We start from the raw sequence: 14098 nt of genomic DNA on the forward strand, positions 1-14098 counted from the left end.
CTTTTTTTGTGCCTGCCGTTAAGTGTTATGGCGGCTGTGCGCGGGAGACCTTCGGGTCTGCCGGGTGCCTAGAGTCCCGGTTCGCCAACCTGCGTACAGCTGCCACCCTAAATCGTTTGGCGACGATCCGTGGCAGCTCCTCAACTCTAGGAGCTACACCGATGACGCTTTTGCACGCCCTCAATCCGTCCGCACGTTCCGCTCGCGCAGCAGCACACAGGGCCATGGCCTTCGCTGCACTTCACGCAAACTCATCCCTGACTACTCGCCTATCCCGATACAACCGCCATATGCAGCTCTCTTGCCTCGCGGCGGCAGGGCTGGCGCCCTCCAAGGAGGTGCGTCATGTCTAACCTACCAAGCGCCCTCGCCAAATTCATTCATGCGGTAAGCAACCACCAGGCAGGTGCACCGTTACCAGAAGATTCTATACGGGACACTCTCAACGCCCTCGACAGTTTGAACAACTGCGAATCAGCCCAAGCCGCTCTTACCTCCGCTATCAACAATGCAGAGCGTGCCGGGGATCTGCACGTTGATGGCGTGCCCATCGCTGTATTGCGCTGCCTGATCGCCGCTGCCGCAACAACGGAGGTGCGCAATGGCTAATCTCGTACCGCTCACCACGAGTCCTTCTAAAACTCCGGTTTTATTGATAGACACCTGCGCTTCCTACATGGACCTGCAAGAGTGCGCTGAACAACGCTTAGGCGTCGCCAAAGGGCTTCTGTCGAGCCTGGCCACTATCACGATCAGCACTGCACATGCCGAAGAGATAAGCAAATTCGCAGACGCCGCTTACTTGCTGCTAGAGGACGCAAGCGACCTTTTCAAAGCGGCTCACCGTGCAGCCAAACGGGAGGGCGCCGGCCATGGAATATGAGGTTCGTCGCGCGATATTGCCCGCCGCTGATGGCCAGACCTCCATCGCGACCCGCCACCCCGCTTCTTATCAGGATGCTATTACCGCTGCCGCTTCCGTCGCAGAGCAGTGGCTAGCGCAGCCGCTTACCCACTCGCTGGTGGATCTGCTGAACCATTGGATGGAGAGAATGCCAGGCAGTGCTCGGACACCTTTTCAAGAAGCATTTTTGATGCGGCTGGAACAGCGTCTGCGAGCCTTTTCAACAGCTCGTCAGGCTCTGATCAATGACTCAAGCCATGAGAAAAAATCTGCTGCTTCGGTGATACCCCAGCAATCGGTTGAAGGTCTGAATTATGAGTAAGTCCAGCGCGCCAGATCTTATTCGGCAGGTCGCCTTTCAAGCACTTGGTGCAGTTGAAAACCTTCTGTCTGAGTGGCTGCCGGAAGGCACTCGCAATGGCAGCGAATGGGTGGCTCGCAATACTGCACGCGGTGATCGTCACGCCGGTTCTTTTGGTGTCTCGATGGACAGCGGTCGGTGGAACGACTTCGCAGACGATGCTGCCCACGGCGGTGACCTGGTGTCTCTACTTGCATATTTGCGTGGCTGCCGTCAGGTGGAAGCGGCTCAGGAAATCGATCAACGACTTTCATTAGGACTGTTTAGCTCACCGAGCACTGTAGACCCACACCAGCTGGAGAAACGCATTCGGGCGACTGAGGAAGCGCGTCGGGTAGCCAGCCAGCATGAGCTACAGCGTCTGCAGGAAAAACATGGGGACGCGGCCAATCAGGCAGCGAAGCTGTGGCAGATGGGGAGGCCAGCCGATCGACAACACAACTACCTGCAAGCGAAAGGTGTTCAGCCGCTGCAACTGCGCCAATTAAGCCGCGGCCGGCTTCTCGTACCACTTTGTAGCGGGGGCCGCTTGGTCAATCTGCAGATCATCGACGGCGACGGCGTGAAACGATTCTTGGCTGGAGGTCGGGTTCAGTCCTGTTACTCACCTTTAGGCAAAGTCAGCGATGGCTGTCGGTTGTACATCTGCGAAGGCTGGGCGACTGGCGCTACGCTGCATATCCACACTGGCAGCCCCGTCGTCTGCGCAATGAATGCAGGCAATCTCAAACCGGTCGCATTGGCAATGCGTGAGCGCTACGGGCAGAGCGTCGAGCTCGTCATAGCTGGTGATGACGATCGTCAAACACTCGGAAATCCAGGACGCACAGCGGCCAATCGAGCAGCTAATGCGGCAAATGCTTTAGTGCTCTTCCCCGAATGGCCGTCAAACGCTCCAGCAGAACTTTCCGACTTCAACGATCTGCACTTATGGCGCAGCCAACAAAAGAAGATTCAGCCATGAGCGACCGAAATCAAAGCAAGGCCGAACTGAGTCTCGTCGGCGAACCTATCGCACCGATGCCCGACAAGCTCGAGCGTCCCCGATTCGCGGTCTATCCGAAAGCTGCTTACATCGAGGGTAAACAGTACAAAGCTGGGACCTGGTATCACGGCATTAAACAAAGCGGTCCGGACGAGAAAGCGATTGAGGTAGATCACTGGATCTGCGCACCGCTGTACGTAGAAGCCGAGACAGTGAACAGCGACGACGGCAGCATCGGTCGTCTGTTGAGCTTCGACTACCGTGGCCGACGCATCGAGTGGGTCATGCCCATGGAGGCGCTTGCGGGCAAAGCTGACGATGTGATGAAAGCACTGATGCGACAGGGACTGACCATCGAATACCACCACCGGCGCCATATTGCGCCGTATCTAGCCAGCCACCATGCACCAGCGTTAATTATCGCCACGACAACCAAGCCAGGCTGGCATGAGTCGGGGGCGTTCGTCTTACCATCCCGGGTGATTGGTGGCGACAACGTGCGTTATCAAAGCTCCGGCCGGTCAGCGAACCTTTTCACCTGCAGAGGCACTCTTGAGACTTGGCAATCTGAGATTGCGCCGCTGTGCCTCGGCAATCCGGTGTTGATCCTGTCGGTGTGCTGCGCACTGGCAGGCCCATTGCTGGCCAAGGTTGGCGTTAACGGTGGCGGTATTCACCTGGTTGGTGACTCGTCCAGCGGCAAATCATTGGCGCAGCTTCTTGCAGCGTCCGTATGGGGCGATCCTGGCACCTTTGCCGCTTCCTGGGACGTCTCTAAGGGCGGTGTTGAGATCGAGGCTGCATCTCGCAATGACACCGTGCTGATTCTGGACGAGATCAAGCGTGCCGACCCCAAGCGAGTGCAGGAAATGGCCTACGCCATCGCTAACGGCATGGGCAAAAGCACCATGACCCGCGAACGAGAGGGCCGCGCCAAGTTGACTTGGCGTGTTCTGGCCCTTTCCAGTGGCGAACGCTCCTTGTCCGAGCATGCCGCACTCGGTGGCAACGGTGCGCACGCGGGAGCCGAACTGCGCATGGTCGATGTGAACGCCGGTACACGGACCCATCGCGCCTTCGATGATGTGCATGGAAAGACCGGGCAAGAATTCCACCGCGTTCTCAGTGATGCAGTAACGCAACACTATGGCCATCTTGGCCCCACGTTCGTGGAGGCTCTGATTCAGCAGCCAAAAGATCTCTATAGCGCCTATGCACAAGTGCGTAGTGCCTTCGAAACCGAAAGCTCACAGGCCGGCCGGGTGGCTGATCGTTTCGCCATCATGGCTTTAGCGGGGGAATTGGCCATTGAACATAATCTTGTCGGATGGCCTGCAGGCTCCGCTACTAACGCATGCCGCCAGTTATTCAACGAGTGGCTGACCCGTATGGGGGATGGCAACGCCGAAGATCGCCAGATCCTCCGCGGCATTGCTAACTTCATCGCCCTGCATGGCGATAGCCGCTTCTCAGATGTGCACGCCCAACACGCCAATATCACCGTGCGGGACCGAGCCGGGTACTACGAGGTGGAGTTCGACAAGCGGCTGTACCTGTTTAATGCACCTGCTCTGCTGGAAGCAGCCTCCGGTTTCGGCAGAGAGAGGATCGTGCGCGCCCTGGTCGGTGTCGAGGCACTGGTCAAATTTGACCAAGAAGCGAATGGCAAGCGTTGGATGAAAAAGCAACGCACGCCAGGCGGGGGAAGTTCCCGTTTTTACGTTATTGACCCCGACCTCTTGGAAAGTGAGGGTGAAAGTCAATGAACTCGAACCCACGCAACAACCTGCAAAGCTCGTTTTTCAGTGGGAACACGGGAACAGAGGGAACGATCCAGCAACGCCGGGACATACAGCGTTCCCTAATAAGACATGAGAGTGGGAACAAGGGAACACAACTCTGTTTAATAGAGAGCCCCCTCCCATACCTTGTTCCCGGTGAAAAAAAGCGGGGAACAAATAACACCTCTGGAAGGCCCGGATTCTGGGCCTTGATCCCGCATTCCCGCGTTCCCGGCGATTTTGAATTCAGTCGTGTGAACAAGGGTGGGTGTGAGCTGTTTTCATTGACAGACCTAAAACCATTTGATCTGCGCAACTAACTGCCGGGGACGACACAGGTTCTCCCTGCGCGCTCCCGGCTGCAATCCAGCCGGCACCATGTCGGCCATTCTTTGACGGAGACACTCTATGACTGAGACAAATACCAATTCCGAAACCCCCTCCGATTTGCTGGCGGAGGCTAATGCAAATTTTGAAATCGACCGAGCGGCCTATCAAATGGCACAAAGCCGATTTTTGGAGATAGCGAACGAAACCAAACGCTTGATATCGGCTGCAGAGGCGCTGGAGGCTGAAGCCGAGGCTAGCAACTCACAGTGGAAACATTTGGCGGAGCAACAGAACGTAGACCAACGCAAGGTTAATGCTGAGATAGAGCGGAGCATCCAGGCAAAGCAAAAGGCCAAAACAATCCGCATGACAGCCGAAGCACGAGCAGAGCTCGTCAAACAGACTGCACTCGCGATGGCGGAGGCGCGCTTCAAGTTGACAGCGAGCGCTGCGAGCATCAATGCCTCGGATCTTGAGCAGCGGCTTGTATCCCTCATGACGGATAAAGATTTCCTGATTACTGCACGCTCGGCTTATAGCATTTGCGAGGTCCAGTGCATGGCTGCTCTCAGGGCAGTTGAACAACCAACGGCGCCCGTTGATATACGGGATGTGGACGCCGATGCTTGGCGCAAATTTTCGGTAAGACTGATGCGGTTGCTTAAACAAGATGCAAGGCCTGCGGTAGCCAATCTAGCGACCGTGCCGACCCCAGTATCTGGCGAAATTATCGCCACCAGCCTGGTAGGACTTAACCGCCTGAGAGCGACAGGCGGTTCCATGCCGGCATCCGACGGACACCGTCGTGAGTTCCAGCTGAAGCAGGTTTAGTTAAAGATCGACACCAAAGATGTTAAGCCGCTTTTTAGCGGCTTTTTTTCTTCGCAAGGAGGACCACCGTGAAAGAACTCGATCGATTCGTACCTACATCAGAGGTGCTGCAAATCACGTCATTTTCACGCGCCACCTTATGGCGAGAAGTGAAGGCCGGGCGCTTCCCGAAATCAGTGCGCATCAGCGTTGGTCGCGTTGCCTGGCGGGCTTCAGAGTTAGCTACATGGCAAGAGGCCCCCGGCCGTTGGCAAAAGTAACCGTGATTCTCATCCCGCACGATATTGCACAACAGCTTTCGGCGCGACGGGCTTTATCCTGGCGCGCACTGTTGTCCCCCCACCACACCTGAGGGCTAAATTGGTGTCATTTTCTGCGCCCCTGTAAGAGGCGCACAGCCGCATGCACTGGGGCGGCGTGCCAAGCTTATAGCTAGATAAAAACCCTGCAATTCCCTGCAGAACCCTATGTCTTTCGTTCAACTTTTTTAGCGTCTCGGCAGATATGACGCCTCAACAACCACTGAACCTAAAAAGGCTTGCTTAGCAAAGCTTGGCAAAGCTCATAGCGTCCAAAATACAGTCTGCACACGACCGTACCCCGATGGCAGGGGAGTCGAGCCAGCCGGAGCTAGCTGAAAGTTTCAAAGCAAGCACACCAGGCACACTGTATATCCATACACAAAAATCTATACGTTCGTCGCCTACCACCTTGTGGAAGGGTCGGTCAAGTGGGATAATGACCTCCTAGTCCACTTAAATATTCATATATATCAGGGGTTTACGTACAAAATGGACGAATCTCGTGACGTCATAGATAAACTAGTCCAGATCACGAAAATCGGTGCGCTGGGTGACGGTGAGAAGGTCCGCATACAAGCACTGCGCTTGGTAAGAGCACTTCGTCAGAGTAGCAATCCGCTGGCGGATCACATCCAGAATGAAGTTTTTTCTCAGAATTTCGATCAGGGCTCAGCTAACGCCATCAGGAGAGTAAAAGATTCTGGACTTAACTCTCCTGTACCCGCTGATAATGAGTCAAACAGCGATCTTTTATCTGTAGAAGACCCAATCTACTTACCGAACGGCTTCATAAGCTCTGAGGAAATACGAGGCCCATTAAATCTTATTATTTCTGAAAGAAAGAACACGAGAAGACTTATAGATGCGGGAATAACGCCCACTAGCAAAATTTTGTTTACTGGTCCACCAGGCGTTGGCAAAACAGTATGTGCAAAATATCTAGCGCAGAAGCTCAAAGTTCCTCTATTGACACTTGACCTCGCTACTGTTGTAAGCAGCTACCTAGGTCGCACTGGGAATAATATAAAAAAAGCGCTGGAATATGCGAAGTCAAAACCTTGCGTATTACTTCTCGACGAATTGGATGCGATAGCAAAAAAGCGCGATGACTCCTCAGACGTAGGAGAAACTAAACGTTTGGTTACTGTAATTCTGCAAGAGCTAGATCAGTGGCAGGGCGAGAACTTGTTGATAGCTGCAACTAACCACTACCACCTTCTCGATGCAGCCGTACAGCGACGGTTTGATCAAATAGTAGAGTTTAAGCCACCTAAGCTAGAAGAACTCATGCAAGTAGGGATCGCTCTAGTATCAGGCGGCAACGTTCCTAAAGCATGGATCTACTTTGTAGCCTCTTTGATGGAAGAAACGTCTTACAGTGACTTCCAAAGAGAAATAAATAACTTGCGAAAAGCACTGTTACTTGAGGGTGAGTCGGGTGCAATCGAATATTTGAAAAAGCTGTTAGAGCGTCAATGCGCTGCAGATGATCGCGTGCAACGTAAAAATTTGGCATTACTTCTAGTAACAAAAGGGAAATCGTCCCAGAGAACTGCGAGTAAAATTACGGGCGTGTCAAGAGACACTTTAAGATCGGCATTAGCAGCAGGAGCTCAATGATGGCTGAGAAAGAAAGGTTTTTGTTTGGTCGCGGTGAAAAATTAACTGACAAAATTCCCTACAAAGGAAGTTTTGGAGAGCCAGTGCCGCCATACTCGCTTGAGGAACAAGTCGAGCATGTCGATGTAATGCTTAACAAGCTCATCGAGGACATCAGCGAAACACCGAAAGATGCTCTAGCCGATGGAAAAGCTGTAGCAGCCCTAACTCTACATCCGCAGTACGTAGCAAGGTCGGGCTTCCCCGTAGACCTCCTGTCCGAATTCTCTCTAAGATTGATCGGAAGTAAACCTCTTAAGAACCAGCCCCGAGCAGGGCGTGGAAGTGAGAATGAAGAAGGGATTGCTTCTACAGTGCTTTATATTGCGGGCACGGGTGCAGATTTTAAAAGACTTAAACGCGCTCTGCCAGACATCGTAGATGGTAGCGATTTGGGCAATGATATAATAAAGATCGAACAAATTGAATCATTCAAACCCGCCGACCGAATTCTCGGTGATCTGGACAAAAGGTCTAACTCACTTGAGGTAATCGTGCATTTTGATAGTGCTGTTGATATCGGCTGGGAGGACGATTTTCAAAAGTACGCAAAAAAAAGCAAAGTCAAGCTCAACATGGCTCGCTCATATCAAAGTAGGGGACTTCTTTTTTTGAGTGCTGAGGGCAGCGAGAGCTCAGTCAGGGAGTTAGCCAAATTTTCTTTCGTTCGCGCAATACGAAAAATGCCGGTACTAAGAACAGTAAGCCGACCGCAAATGCTAAGAAGCACAGGGGCAAGCAGTATTTCAATACCCGTCGAAAAGGCACTGGATGAATCATTCAGAATTGCAGTTTTTGATGGTGGCCTGCCCGGCAACCACCCATTTGGCCTGTGGGCGAAGAACATAGAACCCAGTGGATCCTTTAACATAGGGGCACCTATGCCGGATTTCCTGGATCACGGGCAGGCCGTGACATCTGCGCTGCTTTTTGGCAGCGTGAAACCAGGCGCATTAGAACGTCCGTTTGCAGATGTAGATCACTACCGGGTACTCGGAGACCAGATCAACGACAGCAGCCTCTACGAAGTAATGCTGTATGTTGATAATATTCTATCCCAGACGAATTACCCTTTAGTTTCCTTTAGTATAGGTCCAGACCAAGTTGCGGGCGATGATGAAGTCACGGCTTGGACATCAATGTTAGATGACCATCTCGGGACCGGAGATATGTTGGCTGCTGTGGCGGTAGGAAACGATGGCACCACAAGCTGGCCTATGAATCGTATTCAGGTGCCTAGCGATTCTGTAAATGCTCTAGCAATAGGCGCAACTGATCGTGATGCAAAAGGCTGGAGCCGTGCACCTTATAGCTCGATTGGTCCAGGACGTAGCCCGGGCCTTGTTAAGCCCGATCTCGTAGCATTTGGAGGATCGGCTCACGAAAGCTTTAAGTTCATATTTCCTGGCCCGAAGATTGCTGAAGATTCGGGGACAAGCTTCGCAACACCTTCTGTTATTCGCTTAGCTGCGGGTTTGCGTGCATATTTCGGCGGAGCATTAACCACCCCAGCTATAAGATCCTTGCTGGTCCACTCCGCAGAAACCTCAGGTCATCCAATTGAGGAAGTAGGTTGGGGCGTCGTCAATAATGATATCCGCAAAATAACTTCATGCGCGGATGGAGAGGTCAAGGTGCTGTATACGGGCAAACTTGAACCTGGAAAAGTGCTCCGTGCCCCAATCCCCTTACCTGAGGGAGCCCTGGCTGGCGATATAACCATCAAAGCCACTTTCTGCTATACCTGCACAACTGACCCTCATACTCCAGGGGAATATACGCGTGCGGGCCTGGATGTCAAATTCAGACCTCATAAAGATAAATTCGTAAAGTCTCAAAAAAAGAAAGATCCTAGATTCCCCGCAACAGAGTCTTTTTTTGGCAGGCATGCTAAAAGTAACGAACAGGAACTACGAACTGATGCTCACAAGTGGGATACAGTGCGAAGCGCTTCTCTGAAAAAAAGAGGTAGCTCACTACTCGAACCTGTTTTTGATATTCATTATATTGCAAGAGAACCAGGCAATAGTAACTCTCCGCGCCGCGCTCCGAAACTCAACTACGCCTTAGTTGTAACTATACAAGCGAAGAAAATACCAGACTTATATGAGAAGGTTCAAGAGCGCTACAAAGAGCTTGTCGCAATACAGCCGAAGATTCAAATACCAATTGCAGTTAGCGTTTAAATAGGTAATTGACATGGACAGTGAAACCCAAATGGTTATCTCCGCGCTAAATGAAACCAAATACAAGTGGCGTACCATCTCCGGTATTTCTCGGGAGACAGGGGTATCAGGAGAAAAGATCGAAGAAATTATCACTAACAATTCTGATCAAATAGTGCAATCTTCCGCACTGACGCCTAAAGGCGAGGCGCTTTATACGACCAGAGAGAAACACCACAAAGAGACCAGCACTTGGTCCCGAATAGGTCTGGCGATTAGGAACAGGGCAGGCTAATGGAAGAGTTTCTATGGGCGCCCATTCTGTGGGCATCGGCAAGCGCACTTTGCGTTAAAATGCTTGAAATGGCAGAAATCTACAAACTACCAAAGCTCCAGCGCCCAGATGTAACTGAGGTCTGGTATTGGATACCCTATCTCGTGCTGCCATTGGCAGGAGGATTTCTCGCCTTCATTCATCTGCAGTCGGGGCAAAAATTGAGCCCGTTTCTCGCGTTGAACATTGGCTTAACCGCGCCGCTTGTACTGAGATCGGCTATTGAGCGCTTTTCCCCGAAGGTGATCGATCCTGGCGAAGGAGCCTGAAGGTCCACAGAAGTCCGGTCAGGCGGGACAGCAGAGGATCTGTATCCCTTCGTGTATCCCGCCGATCATTACTTTCAGTAATTTATTGATTTTAATACGATTTTTTTAGTGGTTCGAATCCCGCCTGGGCACCATACGTAGAAACGAGAAAGCCTCAGACCGCAGGGTCTGGGGCTTTTTTGTGGGCGTCGTTAAAGCCTCTGGACGGGCGCTGGATGCAGTTGTTCGGTTTAACCGAACAACTGCATCTGAAAAAAACCGCCGAAGCGGTTTTTTCATTCAGTCGTCCAGTCGAACTCGTCGTACTCATCATCGTCTTCTTCATCCTCGACCACTTCATCATCAAGAACGTCTTCCTCAAACGCTTCTTCTGCCTGCTTCGCCAGCAGAAACTCCTTACGACTCTCAGTCACCGCGCGCCGTAATTCCTCACCCTTCTCCGGGCAGTTGAGCATTTGGGCGATGCGGTCGATTTTTTTTGCCATGGCTTCCTCCAACGCATCGGCTATGGGCCGATAGTGCGCGCTTTCGGGTGTCGATGCCAAATTTGCCGACCGCTGTTCCCCTCATTCCTTCTGCAATTCCTTGAGCCTGGCGGTGAGATTTTCCTTGGGAAAGCGTTTGTGCAAGGTCGCCATCAGGTCAGCGGCCGCTTGAGCCTGACCAGCCTTTTGCAGGCGGATCACTTCCCTTAATTGATCGTCGACAAACGTGGCCGGAGCTATCGCCGAGCGTTTGCTGACCTTCGCTTCATCGGCCATTTCAGCGTTGATCGATTCGCTCTGCGCTGGGGCAGCAAGATCGGCCATTGGCGCCGCAGGCGCGGGGGCGGACAAGGCGCCGGTCGGGGCAGCCATGGAACGCGCAACCGATGACGATGCTTCTTTTTTGGCGGCCGGTGCAGACGCCTTAGGTGCAGGCGCGAAGTCGTAACTCGGCGGTTGCTCCTCGGTGCGTTGCACCAGTGCAAGCATCAGGGCCACACCGACAAGGCTGGCAAATGCAACTTGCCAACGGGGTTTCTGGCAGGCCTGGACCCAGCGTTTCCACAGCCCTGGTTTCTGCACGGGGACTTCGCGCTGTGCGGTAGCCAGGAGGAACGCGTCGAGATGGGACGGCGGTTCGCCGGTCGTGTGTTCACGATAGTGCTTCAACACTTGGTCTTCTGGCGTAGGACGGGCGTCAGTCATGTCAGTACCTCCTCGGCCAGCAGCCGACGCAGTTTTTGCTGGGCGTAGCGCAAGCGGCTTTTGACGGTTTCCAGCGGTGTTTCGGTGAGGGTGGCGATCTGCGGCAGGTCGAGATCGCCGTGGGCGCGCAGCAGGAACACTTCGCGCTGGTCAGCGGGCAGGTTTTGCAGGGCCGCTTCGAGGCGCTGGCTGTCGCGGCTCAGGCTCAGAAGTTGTTCGGGATCGGCAGCGTCATCGCTCAGGGCGTGGATCTGTTCGTCATAGCTGTCGTGCAAGGGGTTGTGGATTCCGTGTTTGCGCCAGTGATCGATCAGTCGATTGCGGGCAATCTGGTAAAGCCAGGTACGAAAATTCGCCCGGCCTTGTGGCTGACTGGTGCTGCGGATCAGGCTAAGCCAGGTGTCCTGGTAAACCTCTTCCGCCAGTTCGGACTTGCCGCTCAGGCCGAGCAGGAATCGGTAGAGTCCTTGGCGGTGGCGGGCGTACAAAATCTCGAACGCCGGCCCGTCGCCTGCGCGATAGCGGGCCAGCAGCGATTCGTCGCTCGATTCAGGCGCTGACATTTCAGTTGTAGCCTCCTTTAAGCGGCTCACTGTTCGATGCGGTCGTGGTTCGCAGACTTTGCGCCAACTCCACCAATTGCACGAACTCAGCGCGCAGACCGAATCGATCCTCGCCCCGCGCACCACGCGCCAACGCCTCGGTGTCCTTCAGGCTGAAATCACCGGTATAACGCCCGTCCTTGAGCTGCTGGGAAAACGCCGCCACGGCCGCGGCAAATCGCAGGTCCTCACTGGTTGGCGCAGCACTGTCAGTGATCGGCCGCTCGATCAAGCGACTGTTCCCACCTTCGGGCAACTGATATCGCACGCGCAACATCGCCAATTCCCCAGTCTTTTCGGAAACAGCGGCCCCAGGATTGCCATACCGTAGCGGCTCCAGCCAGCCCTTCTCGCCCTTGGGCACAATTTCATACAACGCGGTCACCGTATGTCCTGCGCCGATTTCACCGGCATCGACCTTGTCGTTGCTGAAATCCTCACGCTTCAATGCGCGATTCTCATACCCCAACAGCCGATATTCACTGACCTGCGCCGGGTTGAACTCCACTTGCAGCTTCACGTTTTTCGCCACGACCGCGAGGGTCGAGCCGAGTTGATCCACCAGCACCTTGCGTGCCTCGCGCAGGTTGTCGATGTAGGCATAGTTACCGTCGCCGGCATCGGCCAACTGCTCCATCAGGTGTTCATTGTAGTTATCCACACCAAAACCCAATGTGGTCAGGGAAACGCCGGTCTTGCGTTTATCCACAGCCATTTGCTTGAGGCTGTCGAAGTCGCTGATGCCGACGTTGAAGTCACCGTCAGTGGCCAGCAGGATGCGGTTGATGCCCTTGGGAATAAACGCCTGCTGCGCCATCTGATAGGCCAGTTCGATGCCTGACGCCCCGGCAGTTGATCCACCCGCGGTTAATTGATCGATGGCTGTACGAATTTTCGCTTTTTCGCGTCCAGACGTTGGCTCCAGCACTACACGCGAATCGCCGGCATAGACGACCAATGAAACCCGGTCCTGTTCGCGCAATTGGTCGACCAGCAATTTCAGGGTGCTTTTGACCAGCGGCAACCCCTCGCGTCGGTCCATCGAGCCGGACACGTCCACCAGAAACACCAGGTTCGCCGGGGCCAGTTGCGCAACCGCACGGTCCGAGGCCTTGATGCCGATGCGCAGCAATCGGGTATGCGGGTTCCACGGTGACGGCGCCAGCTCTGTGGTCACGCCGAAGGGCGAGCCATCGGTGGGCAATGCGTAATCGTAGGGAAAGTAATTGACCATCTCCTCCAGTCGCACCGCACCCTCCGGTGGCAGGCGCCCTTGATTGAGCAAGCGGCGGACGTTGGCGTAAGCACCGGTGTCGACGTCGGCGCTGAAGGTCGAGACGGGCGCTTCGGCCACGCTGTGAATCGGGTTATCCGCCAGCGCTTGATACTGCTCCCGCTGCTCATCCTGATAGCCCTGCGGATACGCCTCGCTCGCGGGCAGCGGCGCATAGCTTGGTGCCGGGCGAACGCTGCGTTTGGCCATCGAGGTGTCGGCCATGACAGCCTCGCTGCGCACCAGTGTTTCAGCCGATAGCGCGCCCTTAGCCGGCGGCGCAGCCGAGGCGGAATCAGGCTTGGATGAAACGCCGCAACCGGCGATGGCCAGCAGCAACCCGGCGGCGAAACCCTGGGCGGCGGGTCGGAGGAAATGCAGAGGGAGGGACATGGGGGCTGACCTCAGGTGGAAATTGATCCATTCATCCTCTGAGACGAGCCCCTCTTCAGGTTCGGGTTAAACCGGCCGAAAATTAATTTCAGCGGTGATAACGCCGCACCACACTGCTGTTTTTAAGCACATGGCCTTTGATTTTTTCCAGTAGCTGCGCGCGCGTCAGGCCGGCGGGCAGAGCTTGCGGCGCCAGGTCCAGTGCATAGAGCTGGATGATGTAGTGGTGCGCGCTGTCGCCGACCGGAGGGCAAGGGCCGACATACCCGGTGGTGCCTTTGCTGTTGGTACCACCGACGCCTTCAAGGGCGGATTTTGCGCCAACACCAGCGACAATCTGATGAGTCGTGGCTTTGATACCGTAATGCACCCAGTGATCGACGCCTTGGCCTTTTTGGCCGTCAGGATCGTGCATGACGATGGCATAACTCAACGTGCCCGCCGGCCCGGCGTTCCAATTCAGTGCCGGTGACGCGTTGTGCCCGCCACAACCCGGGGCATCGCTGGCGGCGGCGACAGTGAACAGTCGGTCATCGGAAACACCTGGGATGTTCAGGGTAAAACGTTCCTGGGCCTGCGCCGGAAACTGCACGCAAAGGGCGACTGCAATGGCCGCCAGCCAAGGGTTCAGAGAGGTCAAACGGGTCATACCGGAGCACCTTGTGCGGGTGGGGCCGTCGTCGGCGGGCAAACTATAGCCGGACCGTTCATTCGGTGGC

17 protein-coding genes are annotated in these 14098 nt (G+C 54.5%); 12 read left to right on the forward strand and 5 right to left on the reverse strand.

Going from position 1 to position 14098, the window contains the following annotated elements; genetic code table 11:
• Positions 1–170 precede the first annotated feature (170 nt).
• The 12 genes from AC3WP4_RS24070 to AC3WP4_RS24125 all read left to right on the forward strand — a co-directional run bounded on the left by AC3WP4_RS24070 (position 171) and on the right by AC3WP4_RS24125 (position 9921).
• On the forward strand, positions 171–353 hold the full coding sequence (locus tag AC3WP4_RS24070; RefSeq protein WP_102616238.1) for a hypothetical protein: 183 nt from the start codon (positions 171–173) through the stop codon (positions 351–353).
• Positions 346–609: a hypothetical protein gene (locus AC3WP4_RS24075; protein ID WP_102616222.1), complete on the forward strand. Its 264-nt coding sequence runs from the start codon at positions 346–348 to the stop codon at positions 607–609. The genes AC3WP4_RS24070 and AC3WP4_RS24075 overlap by 8 nt, the downstream gene beginning before the upstream one ends.
• Positions 602–883 (forward strand): hypothetical protein, encoded by a 282-nt coding sequence (locus tag AC3WP4_RS24080; RefSeq protein ID WP_256581215.1) that lies wholly within the window; start codon positions 602–604, stop codon positions 881–883. The genes AC3WP4_RS24075 and AC3WP4_RS24080 overlap by 8 nt, the downstream gene beginning before the upstream one ends.
• Complete coding sequence (locus AC3WP4_RS24085; RefSeq protein ID WP_102616223.1) at positions 873–1226, forward strand: hypothetical protein; 354 nt, start codon at positions 873–875, stop codon at positions 1224–1226. The genes AC3WP4_RS24080 and AC3WP4_RS24085 overlap by 11 nt, the downstream gene beginning before the upstream one ends.
• Positions 1219–2229, forward strand: coding sequence for a toprim domain-containing protein (locus tag AC3WP4_RS24090; RefSeq protein ID WP_102616224.1), 1011 nt, complete (start codon positions 1219–1221; stop codon positions 2227–2229). The genes AC3WP4_RS24085 and AC3WP4_RS24090 overlap by 8 nt, the downstream gene beginning before the upstream one ends.
• Positions 2226–4016 (forward strand): DUF927 domain-containing protein, encoded by a 1791-nt coding sequence (locus AC3WP4_RS24095; protein WP_102616225.1) that lies wholly within the window; start codon positions 2226–2228, stop codon positions 4014–4016. The genes AC3WP4_RS24090 and AC3WP4_RS24095 overlap by 4 nt, the downstream gene beginning before the upstream one ends.
• Before the next feature lie 423 nt (positions 4017–4439).
• Positions 4440–5192: a hypothetical protein gene (locus tag AC3WP4_RS24100; RefSeq protein WP_102616226.1), complete on the forward strand. Its 753-nt coding sequence runs from the start codon at positions 4440–4442 to the stop codon at positions 5190–5192.
• A gap of 68 nt (positions 5193–5260) precedes the next feature.
• Positions 5261–5452: a helix-turn-helix transcriptional regulator gene (locus tag AC3WP4_RS24105; protein ID WP_102616227.1), complete on the forward strand. Its 192-nt coding sequence runs from the start codon at positions 5261–5263 to the stop codon at positions 5450–5452.
• 531 nt (positions 5453–5983) lie between these two features.
• On the forward strand, positions 5984–7114 hold the full coding sequence (locus tag AC3WP4_RS24110) for an AAA family ATPase (RefSeq protein WP_102650626.1): 1131 nt from the start codon (positions 5984–5986) through the stop codon (positions 7112–7114).
• Positions 7114–9339 carry a S8 family peptidase gene (locus tag AC3WP4_RS24115; protein ID WP_158242616.1) on the forward strand — a complete coding sequence of 742 codons (2226 nt, stop codon included), beginning with the start codon at positions 7114–7116 and terminating at the stop codon, positions 9337–9339. Before AC3WP4_RS24110 ends, AC3WP4_RS24115 begins: the two co-directional genes overlap by 1 nt.
• A 13-nt stretch (positions 9340–9352) precedes the next feature.
• Positions 9353–9613: a hypothetical protein gene (locus tag AC3WP4_RS24120; protein WP_102616230.1), complete on the forward strand. Its 261-nt coding sequence runs from the start codon at positions 9353–9355 to the stop codon at positions 9611–9613.
• Positions 9613–9921, forward strand: a complete 309-nt coding sequence (locus AC3WP4_RS24125; protein WP_102616231.1) for a hypothetical protein — start codon at positions 9613–9615, stop codon at positions 9919–9921. The genes AC3WP4_RS24120 and AC3WP4_RS24125 overlap by 1 nt, the downstream gene beginning before the upstream one ends.
• 275 nt (positions 9922–10196) lie before the next feature.
• Here the strand turns inward: AC3WP4_RS24125 and AC3WP4_RS24130 are convergent, their stop codons facing one another.
• The 5 genes from AC3WP4_RS24130 to AC3WP4_RS24150 all read right to left on the reverse strand — a co-directional run bounded on the left by AC3WP4_RS24130 (position 10197) and on the right by AC3WP4_RS24150 (position 14028).
• Positions 10197–10466, reverse strand: coding sequence for a hypothetical protein (locus AC3WP4_RS24130; protein WP_232252221.1), 270 nt, complete (start codon positions 10464–10466; stop codon positions 10197–10199).
• Between the two features lie 21 nt (positions 10467–10487).
• Positions 10488–11111, reverse strand: a complete 624-nt coding sequence (locus AC3WP4_RS24135) for a hypothetical protein (protein WP_102616232.1) — start codon at positions 11109–11111, stop codon at positions 10488–10490.
• Entirely contained in the window at positions 11108–11674 is a 567-nt protein-coding gene (locus tag AC3WP4_RS24140; protein WP_074872463.1) for an RNA polymerase sigma factor, read from the reverse strand. Before AC3WP4_RS24140 ends, AC3WP4_RS24135 begins: the two co-directional genes overlap by 4 nt.
• Position 11675: 1 nt before the next feature.
• Positions 11676–13379, reverse strand: coding sequence for a vWA domain-containing protein (locus AC3WP4_RS24145; protein WP_102616233.1), 1704 nt, complete (start codon positions 13377–13379; stop codon positions 11676–11678).
• An 88-nt stretch (positions 13380–13467) separates the two neighbouring features.
• The gene (locus AC3WP4_RS24150; RefSeq protein WP_102616234.1) at positions 13468–14028 is read right to left on the reverse strand and encodes a YbhB/YbcL family Raf kinase inhibitor-like protein; all 561 of its coding nucleotides are present in this window, start codon (positions 14026–14028) and stop codon (positions 13468–13470) included.
• Positions 14029–14098 lie beyond the last annotated feature (70 nt).

The organism is Pseudomonas sp. FW305-20 (assembly GCF_058788075.1).